At 72.6% G+C, this 19336-nt stretch carries 21 protein-coding genes; 12 read left to right on the forward strand and 9 right to left on the reverse strand.

What is annotated here, in order from left to right:
- Positions 1-190: 190 nt before the first annotated feature.
- The 3 genes from A6A25_RS19950 to A6A25_RS42325 all read left to right on the forward strand — a co-directional run bounded on the left by A6A25_RS19950 (position 191) and on the right by A6A25_RS42325 (position 3107).
- Positions 191-1039 carry an MEDS domain-containing protein gene (locus A6A25_RS19950; RefSeq protein WP_073892188.1) on the forward strand — a complete coding sequence of 283 codons (849 nt, stop codon included), beginning with the start codon at positions 191-193 and terminating at the stop codon, positions 1037-1039.
- Complete coding sequence (locus tag A6A25_RS19955) at positions 1036-2025, forward strand: anti-sigma factor RsbA family regulatory protein (protein WP_241828804.1); 990 nt, start codon at positions 1036-1038, stop codon at positions 2023-2025. Before A6A25_RS19950 ends, A6A25_RS19955 begins: the two co-directional genes overlap by 4 nt.
- 119 nt (positions 2026-2144) lie before the next feature.
- Positions 2145-3107 (forward strand): methanogen output domain 1-containing protein, encoded by a 963-nt coding sequence (locus A6A25_RS42325; RefSeq protein WP_143193285.1) that lies wholly within the window; start codon positions 2145-2147, stop codon positions 3105-3107.
- A gap of 148 nt (positions 3108-3255) precedes the next feature.
- Here A6A25_RS42325 and A6A25_RS19970 read toward each other — a convergent pair whose 3' ends face one another.
- From A6A25_RS19970 to A6A25_RS19990, 5 genes are all read right to left on the reverse strand, one after another.
- Positions 3256-5586 (reverse strand): Orn/Lys/Arg decarboxylase N-terminal domain-containing protein, encoded by a 2331-nt coding sequence (locus A6A25_RS19970; RefSeq protein WP_241828805.1) that lies wholly within the window; start codon positions 5584-5586, stop codon positions 3256-3258.
- Positions 5587-5695: 109 nt separating this feature from the next.
- The gene (locus A6A25_RS19975; protein WP_073892189.1) at positions 5696-6238 is read right to left on the reverse strand and encodes a GNAT family N-acetyltransferase; all 543 of its coding nucleotides are present in this window, start codon (positions 6236-6238) and stop codon (positions 5696-5698) included.
- A gap of 52 nt (positions 6239-6290) precedes the next feature.
- Positions 6291-7895, reverse strand: coding sequence for an SLC13 family permease (locus A6A25_RS19980; protein ID WP_073892336.1), 1605 nt, complete (start codon positions 7893-7895; stop codon positions 6291-6293).
- Positions 7896-7984: 89 nt separating this feature from the next.
- Positions 7985-8278 (reverse strand): hypothetical protein, encoded by a 294-nt coding sequence (locus A6A25_RS19985; protein ID WP_073892338.1) that lies wholly within the window; start codon positions 8276-8278, stop codon positions 7985-7987.
- A gap of 54 nt (positions 8279-8332) precedes the next feature.
- Positions 8333-8761 (reverse strand): DUF6292 family protein, encoded by a 429-nt coding sequence (locus A6A25_RS19990; protein ID WP_073892190.1) that lies wholly within the window; start codon positions 8759-8761, stop codon positions 8333-8335.
- A 137-nt stretch (positions 8762-8898) separates the two neighbouring features.
- Here A6A25_RS19990 and A6A25_RS19995 point away from each other — a divergent pair, with 137 nt between their 5' ends.
- From A6A25_RS19995 to A6A25_RS20010, 4 genes are all read left to right on the forward strand, one after another.
- Positions 8899-10023: a sensor histidine kinase gene (locus tag A6A25_RS19995; protein ID WP_083668500.1), complete on the forward strand. Its 1125-nt coding sequence runs from the start codon at positions 8899-8901 to the stop codon at positions 10021-10023.
- Positions 10020-10679 carry a response regulator gene (locus A6A25_RS20000; protein ID WP_073892191.1) on the forward strand — a complete coding sequence of 220 codons (660 nt, stop codon included), beginning with the start codon at positions 10020-10022 and terminating at the stop codon, positions 10677-10679. Before A6A25_RS19995 ends, A6A25_RS20000 begins: the two co-directional genes overlap by 4 nt.
- A 99-nt stretch (positions 10680-10778) precedes the next feature.
- Positions 10779-11180: a hypothetical protein gene (locus A6A25_RS20005; RefSeq protein ID WP_073892192.1), complete on the forward strand. Its 402-nt coding sequence runs from the start codon at positions 10779-10781 to the stop codon at positions 11178-11180.
- Positions 11181-11182: 2 nt separating this feature from the next.
- On the forward strand, positions 11183-12556 hold the full coding sequence (locus A6A25_RS20010; protein WP_083668501.1) for a DJ-1/PfpI family protein: 1374 nt from the start codon (positions 11183-11185) through the stop codon (positions 12554-12556).
- On the opposite strand, the gene A6A25_RS20015 is transcribed toward A6A25_RS20010, so the two are convergent.
- Together A6A25_RS20015 and A6A25_RS20020 are read right to left on the reverse strand one after the other, a co-directional pair.
- On the reverse strand, positions 12477-12842 hold the full coding sequence (locus A6A25_RS20015) for an STAS domain-containing protein (protein ID WP_073892196.1): 366 nt from the start codon (positions 12840-12842) through the stop codon (positions 12477-12479). The two genes, A6A25_RS20010 and A6A25_RS20015, sit on opposite strands and share 80 nt — an antisense overlap.
- A gap of 182 nt (positions 12843-13024) precedes the next feature.
- Entirely contained in the window at positions 13025-14029 is a 1005-nt protein-coding gene (locus A6A25_RS20020; protein ID WP_241828806.1) for a sigma-70 family RNA polymerase sigma factor, read from the reverse strand.
- 255 nt (positions 14030-14284) lie between these two features.
- On the opposite strand from A6A25_RS20020, the gene A6A25_RS20025 reads away from it, so the two are divergent.
- From A6A25_RS20025 to A6A25_RS20035, 3 genes are all read left to right on the forward strand, one after another.
- A complete protein-coding gene (locus A6A25_RS20025; protein WP_143193286.1) occupies positions 14285-14983 on the forward strand; it encodes a GAF and ANTAR domain-containing protein in 699 nt (232 codons plus the stop codon).
- A gap of 54 nt (positions 14984-15037) precedes the next feature.
- Entirely contained in the window at positions 15038-15292 is a 255-nt protein-coding gene (locus A6A25_RS44125) for a hypothetical protein (RefSeq protein ID WP_073892198.1), read from the forward strand.
- A 77-nt stretch (positions 15293-15369) separates the two neighbouring features.
- Complete coding sequence (locus A6A25_RS20035; protein WP_158073767.1) at positions 15370-16218, forward strand: maleylpyruvate isomerase N-terminal domain-containing protein; 849 nt, start codon at positions 15370-15372, stop codon at positions 16216-16218.
- A gap of 10 nt (positions 16219-16228) precedes the next feature.
- Here the strand turns inward: A6A25_RS20035 and A6A25_RS20040 are convergent, their stop codons facing one another.
- Complete coding sequence (locus A6A25_RS20040) at positions 16229-17230, reverse strand: serine/threonine protein phosphatase (protein WP_073892199.1); 1002 nt, start codon at positions 17228-17230, stop codon at positions 16229-16231.
- Positions 17231-17237: 7 nt separating this feature from the next.
- The gene (locus A6A25_RS20045; RefSeq protein WP_073892201.1) at positions 17238-17606 is read right to left on the reverse strand and encodes a DoxX family protein; all 369 of its coding nucleotides are present in this window, start codon (positions 17604-17606) and stop codon (positions 17238-17240) included.
- Between the two features lie 220 nt (positions 17607-17826).
- Between A6A25_RS20045 and A6A25_RS20050 the strand changes: the two genes are divergently transcribed.
- Positions 17827-18399, forward strand: coding sequence for a GNAT family N-acetyltransferase (locus A6A25_RS20050; protein WP_198932781.1), 573 nt, complete (start codon positions 17827-17829; stop codon positions 18397-18399).
- 72 nt (positions 18400-18471) lie between these two features.
- Positions 18472-19254 (forward strand): CPBP family intramembrane glutamic endopeptidase, encoded by a 783-nt coding sequence (locus A6A25_RS20055; RefSeq protein ID WP_241828807.1) that lies wholly within the window; start codon positions 18472-18474, stop codon positions 19252-19254.
- Positions 19255-19336: the final 82 nt, after the last annotated feature.

The raw sequence follows: 19336 nt of genomic DNA on the forward strand, positions 1-19336 counted from the left end.
GCGACAGGTTAAAGATCAAGGTAAGGGGCCCCATGTCAAATCGAGCCGGGAGCAACCACCGAGCCGACCCAACCCACCGAGCCGACCCAGCCACAAGCCGACCCAACCCACCAAGCCGACCCAGCCACAAGCCGACACACCTACCCACCGGCAGGTGCCGTCCTCCAGCCGCCCCGCTAAGTTATCCCGTATGCGCAGGTCGGGAATCGTGCTGCACACTCGGGACCTGGGTCGTCACGACCACGTGTGCTGGTCGTACGACGACCGGGCGGACGTCGGCCTGCGCGTCGCCGAGTTCCTCCTCGACGGCCTCTCCCGCGGCCAACGCGTCCTCTACGTGGGCTCCGGGGACGCCGAGACGCTCACCGACTCCGTCCGCGGGCTCGACGGGATCGAGGCGGCGTTGGCCAGCGGCGCGGCGCAGGTCGCCCCGCTGGAGCCGCGGTACGCCGACGGCGCCGTCATCGACCCGCAACGCCAGGTAGAGGCCTACGCGGAAGCCACCGAGCAGGCGGTAGCGGCCGGGTACCGCGGGCTGCGGGTCGCCTCCGAGGCCACGCCCCTGGTGCGCAGCCCGGCGCAGCTGACGGCGTTCCTGCACTACGAGCACCTGGTCGACCGGTACATGGCCGACCACCCGTTCTCCGCGCTGTGCGCCTACGACCGAACCCGGCTCAGCGAGCAGGCGCTGGAGCAGTTGGCCAGCGTGCACCCGAGCACGAACCTGCCGGGTGTCGGTTTCCGGCTGCACGCCTCGGCCAGACCCGGCCACAGCGCCGAACTCAGCGGGGAGATCGACATGTTCAACCGGGACGTGCTGGTGCAGGTCCTCGAGCGGGTCCGGCCGCAGCCCCGCGACGGGCGGGTCGTGCTCGACGGCGCCGGCCTGACGTTCATCGACCACCGCGGCCTGATGAGCCTCGACGAATACGCCCGCCGTCGGGCCACCACGCTGGTCCTGCGCACCGCGTTCCCGGGCGCGGCGCGGATCGCGGGCCTGCTCGACCTCCCCGGTGTTCGCGTGGAGCCCGTCGCGTGAACGCCGTCAACCACACCAGCGGCCTCAGCGCCATCAGCACCGAACCGGACCCCCTGTTCATCCACCCGGCCCTGTTCTACCGCTCCGACGCGGAGTACCTGGCGGCCCTCGTCCCGTTCGTCACCGACGGCGTCGACCTCGGCCAACCGGTCGCGGTGGCCGTCCCCGGCGAGCGGCTCACCCTGCTGCGCGCCGCCCTGGACGACGCCTTGGGCGACGCCGCACGGCACGTGACGATGCTCGACATGGCCGAGGAGGGCCGCAACCCGGGCCGGATCATCGCCCGGGTGCTGCGCCGGTTCGCCGACGCCCGCACCGGTAGCCACGTGCGCATCATCGGCGAGCCGATCTGGGCGAGCCGGTCCGGCGTCGAGTACCCCGCCTGCGCGCAGCACGAAGCGCTGATCAACGCCGCGTTCACCGGCCGTGACGTCACGATCCTGTGCCTCTACGACACCTCCGCGCTGGACGACACGGCGATCGCCGACGCCAGGCAGACCCACCCGGTGGTCTGGGAGGCCGACCGCCGCTACACCAGCGACCGGTACGCCCCGGACCGCGTCGTAGCCCGCTACAACGCGCCGCTGCCCGACGCCGCCGGCACCGCCGACCACGCGTTCCCCGTCAGCAGACCCGCCGACCTCTCCCCGGCACGCCGGTTCGCCGCGGACCGCGCCCGCCGGTTCGGCCTGGCCGAACCACGTCTGGCCGACCTCGAACTCATCGCGGGCGAGCTGGTCACCAACAGCCTCCGGCACACCTCCGGCCCGTGCCGGCTCGGCGTGTGGGCCGAGGACGGCCACCTGGTGTGCGAGGTCCGCGACGGCGGCCGGCTCACCGATCCGCTGGTCGGGCGTCGGCCACCGGAGCCCGACGGGACGTCCGGGCTCGGCCTGCTGCTCGTCAACGACCTCGCCGACCTGGTGCGCGTCCACTCCGACGCGGAGGGCACCACCGTCCGCGCGCTGCTCCGCCTCCGCCAGTGATCCTCTCGGGTCGTCCGCCGACACCACGACCGGCAGGCTGACAGCACGACCCGAGAGGAATTACCCTTTTCCCCCGTAGGCCCGCGCCCCGCGGCCGACGACCCGGAAGACGTGCCGTTGTGGATTGGTTCCTGGACAGAAACGACCGGCGGGTCCCGACCGCGCTGCGCCGTGACATCAGGGACTACCTGGCCCGCCACTCCGACACCGATCCGGATCACCTGGCCGACGCCGAGCTGATCGCCCAGGAGATGCTGGCCAACGCCATCGACCACAGCGACGGCCCGATCTGGGTGTCACTGGAGTGGTCCGAGGCCAACCCGGTGCTCACCGTCCGCGACATGGGCGCCACGTTCACCCTCCCCGAGCACGTGCCGGACACCGCCCAGCCGCGCGGTCGCGGGCTCTGGCTGATCTCGCAGCTCGCCCCGGAGTTCACGGTCGCCGCCCGCCGGGTCGGCAAGGCCGTGGAATCGGTGCTGCCCCTCACCCGTCCGGTGGAACCCCTCGATCCACCGCGGCACACCGTCAACCCGCTGCCGCACCTGTCCGAGGCCGGTCCGCGCGGCGGTTTCGGCCGGGAGAGCTTCCTGCGCGCGTTGGTCGTGCAGCTCGCCAACGCCGTCGAAGCGCAGCAAGGGCCCGACGCCGCGCAACGCGCCATCGCGCAGGTCGCCGTCGACGTCGGCGGTCAGGCGGAACTGGAGTTCCGGCAGGCCACCGGGACCACCGGCACCGCGCTGACGCCCCAGCAGATCGCCGACTGCGCGGTCCGGCTCAAGGCGGCGATCGGCGGTGGCTTCCGCGTGGTCGACGTGACCGACGAGCGGATCGTGCTGGTCAACAGCCAGTGCCCGTTCGGCCTGGAGGTGCGGCAGTCGCCATCGCTGTGCCGGATGACCACCGCCGTGTTCGGCGGTATCGCCGCGCGCAACACCGGTCGTGCCGCCGTCACGCTCGAGGAGCGCATCGCGATCGGCGACCCCGGCTGCCGGGTCGTGATCCACCTCGGCGACTCGGCGGCCAAGGCCACCCGCGCCCATCACTACACGGCCGCGCCACCGTTCACAGCAGGGCGTTGAGCAGCACGGTCAGCAGCACCGACACCAGGATCGACACCACGAGCATCGTCAGGCACCCGGCCCGACCGCCGAGGAACTCCACCCTGGTGTTGCCGATGCGCACGACCCCTCCCGTCGACTGTCACCACCACCCGACCAGCCCACCACGTCATTCCGCCACGCACGAGATCCAATACCTGCCACCCTCGTGGTGCACACCGTGCGTCTCCGCCGCGAACCCGGGGAACCGCTGGTCGAACGCCTCCAGCACGCGCAGGTACCGCAGCAGCGGGCTGTCGGGCGACCCGACGCGCTCGCCGGGCACCAGCACGGGGATGCCGGGCGGCGTGGTGGTGACCTGGGTGGCCACCACGCGATCGGCCAGGTCGTCCAGTCCGACCAGCTCGGTCCGGCCGCGGATGAACCGCTGGTAGGCCTCGGCCGGCGTCATCACGGCCGTGGGCGGCGTCGGGCTGGTGAACGCCTCGTTGAGCAGCTGCACGACCTTGCTGTCGGCGAGGGTGTGGTGCATCTCGTCGCACAGCTGCGGCAACGTCAGCGGCCCGTACCGCTCGGGGTGCGCCTTCACCAGGTCGGGCAGCACGTCGCCCAGCGGTGCGTCCCGGTCGTGGAGCTGCTTGAAGTCGGTGAGCGCGTCGAGCAGCGTGCCCCACTTGCCCTTCGTGATGCCCATGGAGAACAGCACGAGGAACGTGTAGACGTCGGTCTTCTCCACCACGATCCGGCGGGTCTCCAGGTACGCGGTGACCACCCGGGCCGGGATGCCGAACGCCGACACGTCGCCCAGCGCGTCCACGCCGGGGCAGGTGATCGTCACCTTCACCGGGTCGAGCAGGCAGAAGCCCGGCTCCAGGTCGGGGAAGCCGTGCCACCCGGCGTCCGGTTCCAGCGTCCAGCAGCCCGGTTCGGTGCGCAGCAGGTCCAGCGGTGCCTGGTGGAACGGCACCCGCTCGCCGGTGGCCGGGTCGGTGACCTCGCTCGGCTGCCACACGCCGAAGAACCACGGTGGCCGGTCGCCCGCGTCGGCCAGCCGCCTGCCGAGCCGGATCATCGCCTGCCGGAACCGGACCGCCTCGGTGATCGCCTCGGTGGTCAGCCAGTTCCCGGCCGGGCCGTCCATCATGCCCGCCGCGACGTCGCAGGAGGCGATCATCGGGTACAGCGGCGAGGTGGTGCCGTGCATCATGTACGTCTCGTTGAACCGGGACCGGTCGAACGGCGCCTTGCCGCCGGACTTCACGTGCACCATCGCGGACTGGGACAGCGCGGCCAGCAGCTTGTGCGAGCTGTGGGTCGCGAACACCGTGGGCCGCTGGTCCTCCGGCAACGCGTCGAGGTCGGCCGCCATCCCGTACCGGCGCGCGTAGAGCGGGTTGAACCGGCCGTAGGCGAACCACGCCTCGTCGAAGTGCAGCGCCCTGGTCGACGCGCCGAGCAGTTCGGTCACCCGGACGGTGTCGTAGCAGAGCCCGTCGTAGGTGGAGTTGGTGACGACGGCGTACGCCGCGTCCCGGCTCACCGCGTCCGCCGCGATCGGTGTGCGGTCGACCTGCGCGCGCACCGCCGCCGCGGACAGCCGTTCCGGCGGGATGGGCCCGGTGATCCCGTAGCCGTTGCGGGTGGGCACCAGGTAGACGGGACGTGCGGCGGCGAGCGTGACGCCGTGGTTGATCGCCTTGTGGCAGTTGCGGTCCAGCAGCACGATCTCGTCGTTGGCCACCGCGCTGTGGACGATCATCCGGTTGGACGTCGACGTGCCGTGCAGCACGAAGTAGGTCTCGTCGGCGCCGAAGATCCGGGCGGCGTTGCGCTCGGCCTCGCCGACCGGCCCGGTGTGCTCGAACAGGGAGCCGAGTTCGCCGACCGACACCGAGATGTCGGTGCGGAACAGCCGCTCGCCGAAGTAGTCGAAGAACGCGCGCCCGACCGGCGACTTGAGGAACGCGATGCCGCCGGCGTGCGCGGGGGTGTGCCACGAGTACGGGTGCGTGTCGTCGAACCGGCGCAGCTCGCGGAAGAACGGCGGCAGGATGTGGTCGAGGTAGTGGCGCGCGGCGAAGTCGATCCGGCCCGCGATGAAGTCCGGGGTGTCCTCCAGCAGCCAGATCCAGCCGTTGATCACCTCGGAGACCCACAGCGGTGTCTCGTCGCTGTAGTCGCCGGTGGTCAGCAGGAACACCGGCAGCCGTGAGGAGAACCGGTCCAGCAGCATCCGCAGCACCCCGCCCTCCACGGCCGGGCCGGTGTCGGCGGGTCGGACGGCGCCGCCCGCCAGTTCCCAGCTCACGACGGCGGCGGCGAGGTCGGGCTGCGCGGTGATCGCCGAGGCGGCGTCGGTGGCCGAGTGGACGACCATCACCTGGTGCCCGCACTCGCCCAGGTGCGCGCAGACCTGCTCGACCTTGGCCGCCGGCACGGTGTTGTCCTCCGCCGGCTTCTCGGTGGCGATGAGGATGGTGGACCGGGTCATCAGGATCATCTGCTTCCTACGCCGGGATACCCACCGAGCGTAGAAGCGGCGTGGACGAGCGCCGGCCACGTCACCGCAACGTGTACAGGCTCACCCGACCGTGGCGGAAGCGCTGCGCTCAGTCGAGCGGATAGGCCATCTCCACCCCGGCCAACGTCACCCCATCGTGGAGCTGAACCCGAGTGCGATTCACCTCGCGGAAGCCGAACGACCGGTACAGCGGCACGCCGGGCAGCGTGGCCATCAGCACCAGGGACCGGAAGCCGGCCGCCTCGGCGTCCCGGGCGCACGCGGCCAGGGTGGCGCGGCCCAGACCCCGGCGCGTCCAGTCCCCGCGGACGAACATCGCCCGCACCCGCGCGGGCTCCGCGGCCGGGTCGAGCAGCCGGCCGTCGGTGGGCCGGTCCCCCGATCCGGTGTAGAGCTTGTCGCGCTTGCTCCACCCGCCGCACGCCACGACGTCCCCGCCCACCTCGTGGACGAAGTAGGTGCCGTCGTCGATCAGCACCACGTCCGGCTCGGTGAGGTAGCGTGCCGCGCTCACGGTCTCGCGCTCGTCGTGGAAATGCGGGAACAGCTCCAGCACCGACCGGCGCATGAGCGCGGCGATCCGCGGCACGTCCGACCGGACCGCTTCGCGGTGCACGGGAACCGGGTCCACGTGTCCCTCCCCTCGTCGGGGAGATCATCCCACCGGTTGCGCGCGCGGCGCGTCAGCCGCCGATCCCGACCAGCGCCACCATCACCGGCAGGCCGAGCAGGATCAGCACCGCGCCGAGCACGTCGAACGAGATGCCGGACCTGATCATCTTCGTGATCGGCACCACGCCGGACCCGTAGACGACGGCGTTCTGCGGCGTCGACACCGGCAGCATGAACCCGAACGACGCGGCGAACGTCGCGGCCAGCGCGGGGACGAACGGGTCGACGCCGGCGGCGACCGCGATCGGGATGACGATCGGCACCACCACGGCCGCCGACGCGGTGTTGCTGGTCGTCTCCGACACCACGATCGCCAGCACCACGGCGAAGATCGTGATGGGCACGACGCTGCTCAGCCCGAGCGCGTCGGACGCGGTCTCGCCGAGGGTCTTGGCCAGGCCGGTGCTCGCCAGCAGCGAGCCGAAGACGATGCCGGTGCCGAACAGCAGGATGGTGCCCCAGTCGATCTCCGCCGCGTCCCGCCAGCGCAGCGTGAACTCGCGCCGGCGCCAGTCCGTCGGCAGGAGGTAGAGCAGGGACGCGCCGAGCACGGCGACGATGCCCTCGTCCAACCGGTCGCTGATCACCGCGTAGACGTCCGAGTCGTTGCCCGCCACCAACGCGACGACGCCGGGCACGATCCACAGCGTCACCGTGACGCCGAACGCGATCAGGGTGTTCTTCTCCGCGCGGGACAGCGGTCCCATGGCCGCCCGCTCGCGCGCGACGTAATCGGCCACGCCCTCGATGCGCCGGATCTCCGGCCGGTTGAGCAGCAGCAGGACGACCGCCAGCGCGACGAACATGAGCGCGCAGATCGGCAGCGCGGTGGCCGTCCACTGGGCGAACGAGATCCGCTCGCCGGTGGCCTCCTCGATCAGGCCGCGCCCGATCAGGTTCGGCGGCGTGCCGACCGGGGTCAGCAGGCCGCCCACGCTCGCGCCGTAGGCGAGCATCAGCATGATCGCCGCGCCGACCCGCAGCCGCAGCGGGTCGAAGTCCGCCGCCACGAGACCCCGGTCCTGCAACAGCTTCGCGATGACGCCGAGGATGCCCAGCGCCGTCGGCAGCAGCATCGCCACCGTGGCCGTGTTGGACACGAACGCGGACAGCACGCAGGTGATGCCGCCGAACGCGACGATCACGCCGGTGGTCGAGGAGCCGACCCGGGGCAGGGCGAGGATCCGGAACGCGAACCGGCGGGCCAGGCCGTGCTTGAGCATGGCCTGGGCCAGGATGAACGCGCCGATGAACGTGAAGATGGTCGACGAGCCGAACGGGCGCAGCGCGGCGTCGGGCGGCACGACGTTCAGGATCACGATGAACGCGACACCGATCAGGCCGCCGATCGGGATCGGCACCGCCTCGGTGATCCACAGCACGATCACGCCGAGCAGGATGCCGCCCAGCGTCTGCTGGTGGCCCGGGATGTCCAGGGGCAGGGCCAGGAACACGATCGCGACGAGCGGTGCGAGCCACAGCCCCACCGTCCGGCGTCCGCGCTCGAACTTCTCCTCGGCCGGGGACAACCGCTGCTCGCCCAGACCCCGGTAGGTCGAGTGGCCCAGCAGCGCCTTGTCGACGTCGGTGCGGTTCGTGGGCTTCCCGTCAGCCATGATCAGCCTCCCGTCGTCCACCTCCACCCTGGCACCGCACGGCCGGGACCGGCTATCCGCCGGCCGCGTTGTCCTGGCGGGGCGATCGGTCACGGGCGCGGGCGGTGCCGCGTCCACTTGCGCCCGCCCCGTTCGGCGCGCGGGGTGGTGGCGGCGGTGCAGCGCGGGCACAGCGACAGGTTCTGCTCGGCGGTCTGCGCGAGCCACACCGCGTCCGCCCACGGCACGTGCCGGAACCGGCCGAGGCGGCTGCGGCTGAGCGCCTGGCCGCACAGCGTCTGGTTGGTGCCGGGCGTCCACGCGTGCACGTCGCCGGACGGTTGGCGGACACCGTCCTCGTCCACCCACTGGCTCGACGCGGCGACGCACGGCTGGGTACCCATGACGTCGGTGTACCCGTTGCGCGGCACCCGACACCGTGCGTCCTCAGTGGACGGTCAGGCGCCCCGCGGCAGCGGAACCACGGCGGCGGCCGTGTACGGCGCGAGGCGTCCGACCAGGTCGCGCCGGTCGCGTGGCGACTCGGGCAGCGGCCGGGCCGACCGGTCGCCGCGCATCAGGCCGCGGACCCAGCGGGCGACCGCTTCCGGGGCCGGCAGGACGTCCGGGCCGAAGTGCGCCTGGACGATGACGTCCTCGCCGCTGTGCGTCTCCACCGCGGCCGACCACCCGTGCTCTTCGTCCCACAGCAGCGCCACGTCGCGGTCCGGGAACCCGGGCAGCCTGCCGTCCAGCGCCAGGTAGGCCGAGACGGGCCGATCCGCCTGCACGTACGAGCACTCGCCGGAGAGCCCCAGCGCCCCGGTGACCTCGCGGACGTAGCCTCGCAGGCCCCAGGTCAACGCGTCGTCGAAGTCCAGTTCCATCGCGCATCGCCGCCTTCTCCGACCATCGGTCGGGTTTGTCGATGCGCCGGCTGTTTGACGCCTTCGGCGAATACCCCAACCGGGTGAAGCCGAACCCGCGACCACGACTGTTTCGATTCAGTCGACCTCGGTTGACCATGGTGTTCGCGCTCAAGCACAGTGGTGGCGTGCAGAGGGCGTTGAGCATCCTGACGGTGGTGGCGTACGTGACGCTGCCGCTCGGGTCGGAGAGCTTCGAGCAGTCGCTCGTGCCGACCCTGCTCGTCGGGCTGGCCTACGGCGCGCTCGCCGTCTTCGGTTTCCCGTTCGTGCAACGGCGGAGCAGGGCGTTCGCCGCGGCGTACGTCCTGGTCCAGCTGCCGCTGGGGTTCGTGCTGTTCGCGCTGTCCGGCGCGGCGGTGGGCGCGGTGCTGTTGCTGGTGGTGCTGGTCGCGCAGGGCGTGCTCCTGCTGCCGCTGCCGGCCGCCGCCGCGGTGGCCGCTGTGATCCCCTTGATCCACGTGGAGATGGAGTGGCCCGACGGGCTGCGCGAAGGGCTGGGCACCTTGGCCGTCACCGGGTTCACGGTCGTCATCACGGAGCTGCTGGTGCGCGAGCAACGCGCCCGCGCGGAACTCGCGGTGGCCAACGAGCGGCTGCGCGGGTACGCGGCGCAGGCCGAGCAGCTCGCGATCACGCAGGAGCGCAACCGGGTCGCCCGCGACATCCACGACGGGCTGGGCCACCACCTGACCGTCGTCCAGATGCTCCTGCAGGCCGCACGCGCGGTGATCGGCACGGCCGAGCCCGACCGGCTCGACGCGATGCTGGCCAAGGCGCAGGACCAGTCGAAGCAGGCGCTGGCCGAGGTGCGCCGCTCGGTCGCCGCGCTGCGTGAACCCCGGCCCGAGCCGCTGGTGGACGCGGTGCGCGCGTTGGCGTCCGAGGTCACCGAGGCCGGTGTGCCGACCGACGTCGAGGTGCGCGGCGCGGCCCGTGCCTGCCGCGCCGAGGTCGAGGAGTCGTTGTTCCGGGCCGCCCAGGAGGGGTTGACCAACGTGCGCAAGCACGCCGAAGCGACCGCCGCGACCGTCGTGCTCGACTACGGGCCCGACCTGGTCCGGTTGGAGGTGCGTGACGACGGCCGCGGGCTCGGCGGCGACCCCGGCGGCGGGTTCGGCCTGGTCGGGCTCGAGGAACGCGTCGCCGGGCTGGGCGGCCGGGTGTCGGTCGACTCGGCCGCCGGGCGTGGCGTGACGCTGACGGTCGAGGTGCCGGCATGACCGACTCACCCGTGCGCGTGCTGATCGTGGACGACCAGGCCCTGTTCCGGGAGGCGCTGGCGACGCTGCTGGAGGTGCAGCCCGGGATCGAGGTGGTCGGCGAGGCCGGTGACGGCGAGCAGGCCGTGCGGCTGTGCGCCGAGCTGCGGCCGGACGTCGTGCTGATGGACCTGCGGATGCCCGTGCTGGACGGCATCGCGGCCACCGACCGGCTGCGGGTCGAGCAGCCCGGGGTGCGGGTGCTGGCGCTGACCACGTTCGACGACGACGCGGACGTGTTCGCGGCGGTGCGCGCCGGCGCGCTGGGCTACCTGCTCAAGGACGTCTCGTCGGCCCGGCTGGTCGAGGCCCTGGTCGCGGCGCGGCGCGGCGAGTCGGTGCTGCAGCCGTCCGTGGCGGCGAAGCTCGTGGCGCGCGTCGCGCAGCTGCCGCAGGAAGGCGCCCCACCGCCCCGGCACGTGCCCGTGCCGCTGTCGGACCGTGAGCTGGAGGTCGTGCGGCTGCTCGCCGAAGGCCGGAGCAACCGTGAGATCGCCGGCAGCCTGTACCTGGCCGAGGGCACCGTGAAGAACCTCGTCACCAGCGTGTTGGCCAAGCTCCAGGTGCGCGACCGCACGCAGGCCGCGCTGCGCGCCCGTGAACTCGGGCTCTGCTGAGGTCATGTGACCTCACGCATGACCTTCGGCACCTGACCGCGCCGCCCCGGCGGCACAGGATCTCCCTTGCGCACAACGGATCGCAACGGAGGAGCTGTGATGAGTTCGGAGCAGACGGTCACCCGGACGGGCCGCAAGCGGTGGCTGCGCTTCGCCCGGCACGCGGTGGAGATGGCCGTGTCCATGGTGGTCGGCATGGTGGCGCTGGAGCCGGTCTGGTCGTTCGCCTGGCCCGGCCTGACCGACAACGTGACCGCGCACGTGCTGGTGATGGCGACGAACATGTCGCTGGGCATGGGGCTGTGGATGAGGATCCGGCGGCACGGCTGGGCGGGTATCGCGGAGATGTCGGTCGCGATGTTCGCGCCGTTCGTCGTGCTGCTGCCGTTCCACTGGGCCGGCGCGCTGTCCGGGATGGCGCTGATGACCGCCGGGCACGTGCTGATGGTCCCGGCGATGCTGGTCGCGATGTGGCGCCGCCGCCACGAGTACGGGTGCTGACCATGCGCACCGTCGCGCGGATCGCGGTCTTCCTGCTCGCCGCCCTCGCCCTGCCCACCGCGCTCGGCGCGCCGACCGTCCGTGCCGCGTTCGACCACCTGAACGCGGCACGTGCGGACGGCGCCTCTCCCCCGCCCGCACGGGTGGCGCACGATCCGGCCAAGCCGACCGCCGTGGTCGTGGTGGGTGACCGCGGCGCCGTCGTGTCCGACACCCTCGCCCCCTACGAGATCCTGGCCACGACCGGCGCGTTCAACGTCTACGCGGTCGCGCCGTCCGCCCGCCCGGCATCGCTCACCGGCGGCCTCGACCTGGTGCCGGACCTGACGTTCGCCGGGCTGGAGGACCTGCTCGGCGAGGCGGCCGACGTGGTGGTCGTGCCCGCCATGCCCGACCTGGGCGAACCCACGTCGAAGTCGGTCACGGACTGGCTGGCGCGGCAGGCGGCCGGTGGGGCGCTGCTGCTCGGCGTGTGCAACGGCTCCGGGGTGCTTGCCTTGGCCGGACTGCTCGACGGCCGTGACGCCACCGCGCACTGGTTGCGCCTGGACGCGTTCGAGGACGACTACCCGGACGTCGTCTGGGCTCGCGGCACCCGGTACGTGGACGACGGTGACGTGATCACGACGGCGGGGATCCTGTCGGGGGTCGACGGCACGCTGCGGGTGGTCGAGCGGCTGGTCGGCCCGGACGCCGCGGCCCGCGCGGCGGAGGCGACCGGTTGGCGGCACTACCACCCGGGCACCGCGGCGTCGATGGCGCAGGCGCGGGTGCGACCGGCCGACGCCGTGGTGGCGCTCAACACCGCGTTCGGCTGGGACCGCGACACGACCGGGGTCCTGCTGACCGATGGCGTCGGCGAGATCGAGCTGGCGTCGGTGTTCGACACCTACGGCCAGTCGTTGGCCGTGCGCACGGTGGCCGTGGGTGCCGGGCCGGTCCGGTCGCGGCACGGGTTGACGTTCGTGCCGAGGGCGGAGCCGGGCGGTGACGTGGACCGCTTGGTGGTGCCGGGGGCGCGGGCCGCGCAACGGCGGGCGGACTTGGCCGTGGAGGCGGTCTACCCGCACGAGGACGGCGGGTTCCCGTTCGACGGCGTGCTGCGCGACCTGGCGCGCACCACCGACGTGGCGACGGCGACGTGGACGGCCCGGGTGCTGGAGTACCCGACCGACCACCTCGCGCTCAGCGGGCGGGCATGGCCGTGGACGCGCACGCTGCGGCCGTTCGGGCTGGCTTTCCTGGGCGTGCTCGTGGCGCTCGGGCTGATCCGGTTGGCGCGCTCCCGGCGTGCGGTCAGGTCGACACCAGCCGCACCGCCGCCACCGCCTCGTCCACGGACGGGTGCAGCGGCAGGGCCGCGTCGACCTGGCTGATCTGCAACGGCCGCAGCACGGCGCGGGTGTTCGCGACGATGGCGAACGGGATGCGCAGCCGGCCGGCCCGGTGGTGGCAGTTGACCAGCATGGCGATGCCGACCGAGCCCATGAACTCGACTTCGCCGACATCGAGCACGACGCCGGGCGGGCGTGCCTCGAACACGGCGTCGAGTTCGCCCACGACCGGCCGGTGCGTGGCCGCGTCGAGGGCGCCGGACACGCCCACCAGCAGGATGCCGCGGTCCAGTTCGGTGGTGGTGAGGCGGTGGGCGGGCTCGGTCATGGCGGGCGCTCCTCGCGGTCGGAGACCACGAGACTCCTACCCCCGGCCGGAAGCCGCAAAACCTGGCGTGGCCGGCTGAACCCGTCGGGGAGGGTTCAGCCGGCCACGAGGCACGCGCCCGAGGGCACCTGGGAGCGCGCCCAGCCCGGGTCGGCGTCCACCCGGCGGGTGGAGGCGCCTGCTCAGCCGGCCAGGGCGAGCACGGCCCGGTTGCGCTCGGGGTCGCGCAACATCCGGAGGGACTCCTTCTCCAGCTGCCGGATCCGCTCCCGGGTCAGGCCCAGTTCCTCCGACAGCTCCTGCAGGCTGCACGCCCGCCCGTCGGACAAGCCGTAACGTGCGGTGAGGATTCGTGCCTGGCGCTCGGGCAGCGTGCCCACCAGGGCACGCAGCTGCGCGGCGAGTTCCTGCTGCTCGACCACCTGGTGGGCGTCCACGGCTTCGGCGTCCTCGATCAAGTCGGCCACCGAGGCACCGCCGTCGTCACCGATCGGCGTCTCCAGGCTGAGCGCGGTGCGGCTCGCGGCCAGCAGCTGGACGACCCTGGCCACCGGCATCTTCGCCGCCGCCGCGATCTCCTCGGCGGTCGGCTCGCGGTCGGTCTCCAGGCGCAGCCGCTGCTCGGCCTTGCGCAGCTTGCCGACCTCCTCGTGGACGTGCATCGGCAGCCGGATGGTCCGGGTCTGCTCGGCCAGGCCCCGTTCGATGGCCTGGCGGATCCACCAGATCGCGTACGTGGAGAACTTGAAGCCCTTGGCGTAGTCCCACTTCTCCACCGCGCGGATCAGGCCCAGGTTGCCCTCCTGCACGACGTCCAAAAGCGGCAGGCCGCGGAACGAGTGCTTCTTGGCCACCGACACCACCAGGCGCAGGTTCGCCCGGATCATGTGGTCCTTCGCACGCGCGCCCTGGGCGGCCACGGTGCGCAGCGCACGGTGACGCTCAGCGTCCAGCGGCGAGTCCTCGCCCTCGTCGGCTCGCCGCAGCAGCTCCGCCGCGTAGACACCGGCCTCGATGCGCTTGGCGAGCACGACCTCCTCGTCGGCGATGAGCAGGGGCGTCGACGTCAGCTCGCGCAGGTACCGGCCGACCAGGTCGGCCTCACGGGCACCTTCACGCACGGTGGTGGCCGGGCGGGTCTCCCGATCGGGGCCGGTCTGACGGGGCATCTCGAACGTCAACGTCATGGCGTCTCCTTGCCGAACGGCAGCCACGCACGGGTGACGTGCGGGACTACGTGGGATTTCGGGGGTCACCCGCCGGTACACCGGCTTCGGGCGACCTGTGCCCCGCGCGCCTCGGGCAGGGCCGACACCGGTTCAACGGAACGCTTTCGGCTCGTATTCCACCCGGGTTGGTGGTGTGCGCGTGGACGTGACGGGGCACACGGGGAACGATGCGGCAGAGGCGTTGGCCGACGACATCAGGCGGAGGTGGCCGGGGTGGCCGAGGACACGATGAGCGAGGACCTTGCCGCGCAGCTGAACGAGGTCGCCCGCACGCTGCACGGGCAGGACGGCGCCCAGGACACGCTGGACGAGATCGTGCGGGCGGCGGTGGGCACCATTCCGGGCGCGTGGCACGCCGGGATCATGACGATCGTGGGCAAGCGCGAGGTCCGGACCGTGGCGAGCACCGGCGACGTGCCGCGCGACGTGGACCAGATCCAGTACGACACCGGCCAGGGACCGTGCCTGACCGCGCTCTACCAGCAGACGATCGTCAGGGCGCCGGACCTCGCCGAGGAGACCCGGTGGCCGGTGTTCGCCCAGCGGGCGCTGGCTCTGGACGTGTCCAGCATGCTGTCGTTCCGGCTGTACGTGCACGGCGACGACCTCGGGGCGCTGAACCTGTACTCGCCGGACGCGCTGGCGTTCGACGAGGAGTCCGAGCACGTCGGCCTGCTGTTCGCCGGGCACGCCGCCGTGGCGCTGGCCACCGCCCAGGAACGCGAGCACCTGACCGAGGCCGTGCGGACGCGCGACCTGATCGGGCAGGCCAAGGGCATCCTGATGGAACGCCACAAGCTCACCGCCGACCAGGCGTTCGCCGTGCTCGTGCGGGCCAGCCAGCAGGCCAACCTGAAGCTGCGCGACCTCGCCGAAAAACTCACCCGAACGGGCGAGCTACCTCGCCGCTGACACCGCGGCTCGGCTGTGCCGGATCATGGTGGTTCCGCTACCGATCGGAGTCCCGTGGACGACCTGCCGCTGCACCCGTCGGCCGAGGAGTTGCTGGATCCCGGTCTCACCGCGCCGGCACGGCCGGAGCACGGCACAGCGGCGGAACTGGCGGACCGCATCGGTCTCACGGACCTCACCGCCTGCTGCCGTTCGGCGCGCTGCGCACCTGGCGGATGGGACGAACCGCACCTGGTGGTCGACTCCGCGACCGAGCCCTCCGAGGCGGTGTTGCGACGCGTGCTCGACCACTGCCGTTCGTCGCGATAGAGCACGCACGCGCACAAGTCGCCGTCGACACGATCACTACTTACGGTGATGTCACATCGACGCGCAGGAGGCGACTCGTGGAGCTGGACATCACCGACCAGCGGTGGCAGGACGCGCGTGACGCCCTCACCGCCGCCACCGAGCGGTTCACCCGGATGCTCCTGGACTGCCGGACGCCGGACCGCCGCTCGATCGGTGACTGGTCGGTGGCCGAGACCGCCGCGCACGTCGCCGTCGTCGCCCGGCTCAACGCCGGGCTGATCGACGGTGACCTGGCCCCGCTCGACACACCCGAACTGGACCGCGGCTGGCAGGAGGCGAGCCTGGGCGGGTTCGCGCGGCTCAACGCGCTGACCCTGGAGCACTTCCCCGAACGCGCGCTGGACGTCGTGTCGAACACCCTGCTCGACGAGGTCGACCTGTTGCTGACCCGGGCGAAGGACGTCGACCCGCGCGAGCTCCGGCCGTGGCTCGGCGGCGCGCGGCTGCCCGCGGCCTCGCACGTGGCCCACCAGCTCAACGAGACCCTGATCCACGGCCTGGACATCGCACGGGCGCTGGACGTGCCGTGGGACATCTCCGCGCACGAGGCCGCCCTGGCGTTCGACCTGTTCCTCATGCCCATGCTCGGCGGGCGGTCCGGCCGGCTGCTGGCGGGCCGGGGCAACCCGGGCCGCGTGACCCTGGAGTTCCGCTCGAAGCACACCACACCGGTCGTCCTGACCAGCGACAACGGCCGACTGCACGTCGCACCGGCGGACGGTCGCAAGACCGACGCGCGGGTCAGGTTCGACCCGGCCACGATGATGCTCACGATCTTCCGCCGCACCCGCCTCGCCCGCGCCGTGGCGACCGGGACGGTCTTCGCCTTCGGCCGCCGTCCCTGGGCGGCCGTCACCTACCTGCGCGGTATGCGTTCCCCGTGATCACCGCGGTTCACCGCTCCCCCGGGTACTCCGCGTGGACGTCACCGCCGAACAGCTGCCAGTAGAAGTCGTTCATGCGCGCGGCGGTGGGCGCGCGGCGGGCCAGGATCTCGGCCACGTGCGGCGGCACGTCGTCCGGGACGTCGCCGGCGGCGCACCGGCGGACGCAGGCGTTGCGGGCGGTGGGCACGCCGTCGGGTGGCACGGTCACCCCGCACACGGTCGTCACGAGCCAGTTCACCAGGCGCATGGCGGCGTAGTCGGCGTCGTGCCCGGCGTTGCGCCGGACGAAGTCCCGCTCGGCCGCCGAGAGGTCGAACCGCGGTGACGTGACCAGCCCGAAGTCGGTCAGGTAAAGCCGCTCGCCGTCGGTGCGCAGGTTGCCGAGGTGCCCGTCCATGTGCAGCAGCTCCCGGTCGCGCAGGACGGCCACGACCTCCGCCAGCTGCCGCTCGACCGCGACCGCCTTGCCCGCCGGGTCCTCGCCCAGCCAGCCCTCCACCGGGTGCGGGATGTGCTCGAAGAACAGCACCAGGCTGTGCGACGCGGCGGCGAGCGCTTCGAGCCGGGCGCGCACGGCCGGGCTGCCGCCCAGCGCGGCGACGACGGCGTCCACGTCGGCGTGCTCGGCGGCGACGGGCGCGCGGCCGGGCAGCACCCGCCAGTGGTGCAGCAGCGGGAACGCCGCCGTCTCGCCCGCCAGCACCGCGTCGGTGACGATCTCGTTCGCGGCCAACTCGCGCCACGCGGTGAACGACGGGCCGCCGATGCCGTACTGGCAGAACAGCGGCAGGTCGAACAGGTTCGCCGTGTCGCGCGGCCGGGCGTGCTCCCGGTCGCTCAACGGGATCCGCTTCACGAACACCGGCGTGCCCCCGACGTCGACCACTCCCGAACCGCCGCCCACGCCGACCTCCCCCCGCGTGCCCGCGAACCCGGCCAGCTCACCGTCCGCCCGGGAAGCGAGGAAGGCCGACAGTCGCTCGTGCCGGGCACGGCGGGAAGTGATCACCTCCCGATCATGCCGCGCCGAACCGCCCGACGGCCACGAACACGGCCACCGCGAGCAGCAGCACGTTCACCGCCACGGCACGCGGTTCACGCAGCCTGGCGTGGAAGTACGCCGCTCCGACCATCACCAGCCCGAGGCCGACCGCGGCGATCGGGGTGAGGACCGGCGCGATGCCCGTGGCCCACGGCACGACCACGCCGATCGCGGCGGCCACTTCCAGCGCGGCGACCACGCGGATCGCGGGCAGCGACAGGAAGGCGACCCCCGTCTGGCCGGTGGCCGGCATCCGTTCCTTGGACTGGGTGGACTTCGCCGCGCCGGACATCAGGAACACCGCCGCCGGCAGCACCTGGCCGATCCACAGTGCGATTTCCATCGCGCAACCTCCTGTCGAGTGGGCTTCACCCGGTGGACGACGCACCACACCGCGACGTGACAGGCGGCCGGCGGCGACTTGATCGGTTCCCCTTCCCGGGTACCGGAAATCCCGGTGGACCGGAACCGCACAGTGGCTACTGTGCACCTGACGTTGGGGGGCGACACGTGGGTGCATCAGTCATGGCACGCCGCTGTGCCCGGTCGCGGCGGGGGTAGGCGTGGGGCAGCCGATGGTGGTGCCGGCCGGGTGGCCGCGGGACGCGGTGGTGCGCACGGCGCGGTTGCGGTTGGAGCCCGTGCGGGTCGGGCACGCCGAACAGATGGCGGCGGTGCTGGGCGATCCCGCGCTCTACGCGATCACCGGCGGTGCGCCGCCCACGGCCGCACAGCTCACGGCCCGGTACGAGCGGTGGGAGCGGCCGTCGTCGGACGACGGGCGTGAGGGCTGGCTGAACTGGGTCGTGCTGAGGGACGCGGACGACACCGCCGTCGGCACCGTGCAGGCGACGACCACGGCCGGCGGGCACGGGCTGATCGCCGAAGTGGCGTGGGTGGTGGGGGTGCCGTTCCAGGGGCACGGCTACGCCACCGAGGCCGCCGAGGCGGTGGTGGGCTGGCTGGTCGCGCGTGGCGCGCGGGACGTGCACGCCCACATCGCCCCCGAGCACCTGTCCAGTGAGGCGGTGGCCCGGCGCATCGGCATGCGCGCCACCGGCGAGTTCCGCGACGACGGCGAACAGCGGTGGCGGTACCGACCGGCGACCAGGAACCCGTCGGCGAATCCGGGATAACGCTCGGTCTCGATCCGCCGCGCGACGGCGGTGTCGAGTTGACCTCGCCGGTCGGACGGGTTATCCACGGTTGTGAGCGATGACCAGATCGGGCCGGTGCCGTACGACGACCGCGTGTCCGCGCCACCGCCCCCCGCCCGGGAACGACGGGCCGGGCCGGCGCTGGTGGTCGTGTTCCTGGCCGGGCAGCTCACCATGCTCGTCGTGTCGGTGCTCGTGCTGCTGTCCTACGGCTCGGGTGACCCGGCGCTGCTGGAGGACGGTCGGCTGCTGGCGTTGCTGGTCCTGCCGACGTCGTTGGGCGCGGTCGTGGCGGCGGTCGCGACCGGCTGGTTGGGCGGCGGCCCGAAGGCCGGGCGGCGGTGGCGTGAGCTCGCGGTCCGCTGGAACCTCAGGGACATCGCCATCGGCTTGGCGCTCGGGGCGGGCGGGTTGGCGCTGACGCTGCCCGCAGCGGCGGCGTGGACGGCCTGGGTCGGCGAGGACCGGGCGTCGTCCGCGGTCGGTGACGCGTTCGCCGGGCGCGAGATGGCGCCGACGGCGGCCGTGGTCGCGTTCCTGGCGGTGTGGCTGGTCGCGCCGGCCGCCGAGGAGGTGCTGTTCCGGGGCGTGCTGTGGCGCGGGTTGGAACACCTGGGCTGGAACCGCTGGGTCGTGTTCGTGGCGACCAGCCTGGTGTTCTCGTTCGCGCACCTGGAACTGCTGCGCACCCCGCTGCTGCTGGTGCTGTCGATCCCGATCGGCCTGGCCCGGCTGCTCACCGGCAACCTGCTCGCGAGCGTGGTCGCCCACCAGGTCAACAACTTCCTGCCCGCCCTCGCCCTGCTCCTGGCCACCACCGGAAACCTGCCCTGACCGTTCCTCCGTTCGGGGGATACGGGGACACGACCGCATGATCCTTCGCGATACCCGGAGTACACGCCAACACTCCGCGCGG

This window comes from Saccharothrix sp. CB00851 (assembly GCF_001905065.1).
Lineage (GTDB): Bacteria > Actinomycetota > Actinomycetes > Mycobacteriales > Pseudonocardiaceae > Actinosynnema.

Coding starts and splice junctions, on each gene's coding strand:
- A6A25_RS20005 (WP_073892192.1), top strand. CDS start 10,779: ATGAGTTCGGAGCAGACGGTCACCCGGACGGGCCGCAAGCGGTGGCTG.
- A6A25_RS20015 (WP_073892196.1), bottom strand. CDS start 12,842: ATGACCGAGCCCGCCCACCGCCTCACCACCACCGAACTGGACCGCGGC.
- A6A25_RS19995 (WP_083668500.1), top strand. CDS start 8,899: ATGGTGTTCGCGCTCAAGCACAGTGGTGGCGTGCAGAGGGCGTTGAGC.
- A6A25_RS20020 (WP_241828806.1), bottom strand. CDS start 14,029: ATGACGTTGACGTTCGAGATGCCCCGTCAGACCGGCCCCGATCGGGAG.
- A6A25_RS19970 (WP_241828805.1), bottom strand. CDS start 5,586: ATGATCCTGATGACCCGGTCCACCATCCTCATCGCCACCGAGAAGCCG.
- A6A25_RS20000 (WP_073892191.1), top strand. CDS start 10,020: ATGACCGACTCACCCGTGCGCGTGCTGATCGTGGACGACCAGGCCCTG.
- A6A25_RS20045 (WP_073892201.1), bottom strand. CDS start 17,606: ATGGAAATCGCACTGTGGATCGGCCAGGTGCTGCCGGCGGCGGTGTTC.
- A6A25_RS19990 (WP_073892190.1), bottom strand. CDS start 8,761: ATGGAACTGGACTTCGACGACGCGTTGACCTGGGGCCTGCGAGGCTAC.
- A6A25_RS19950 (WP_073892188.1), top strand. CDS start 191: ATGCGCAGGTCGGGAATCGTGCTGCACACTCGGGACCTGGGTCGTCAC.
- A6A25_RS19980 (WP_073892336.1), bottom strand. CDS start 7,895: ATGGCTGACGGGAAGCCCACGAACCGCACCGACGTCGACAAGGCGCTG.
- A6A25_RS19985 (WP_073892338.1), bottom strand. CDS start 8,278: ATGGGTACCCAGCCGTGCGTCGCCGCGTCGAGCCAGTGGGTGGACGAG.
- A6A25_RS20010 (WP_083668501.1), top strand. CDS start 11,183: ATGCGCACCGTCGCGCGGATCGCGGTCTTCCTGCTCGCCGCCCTCGCC.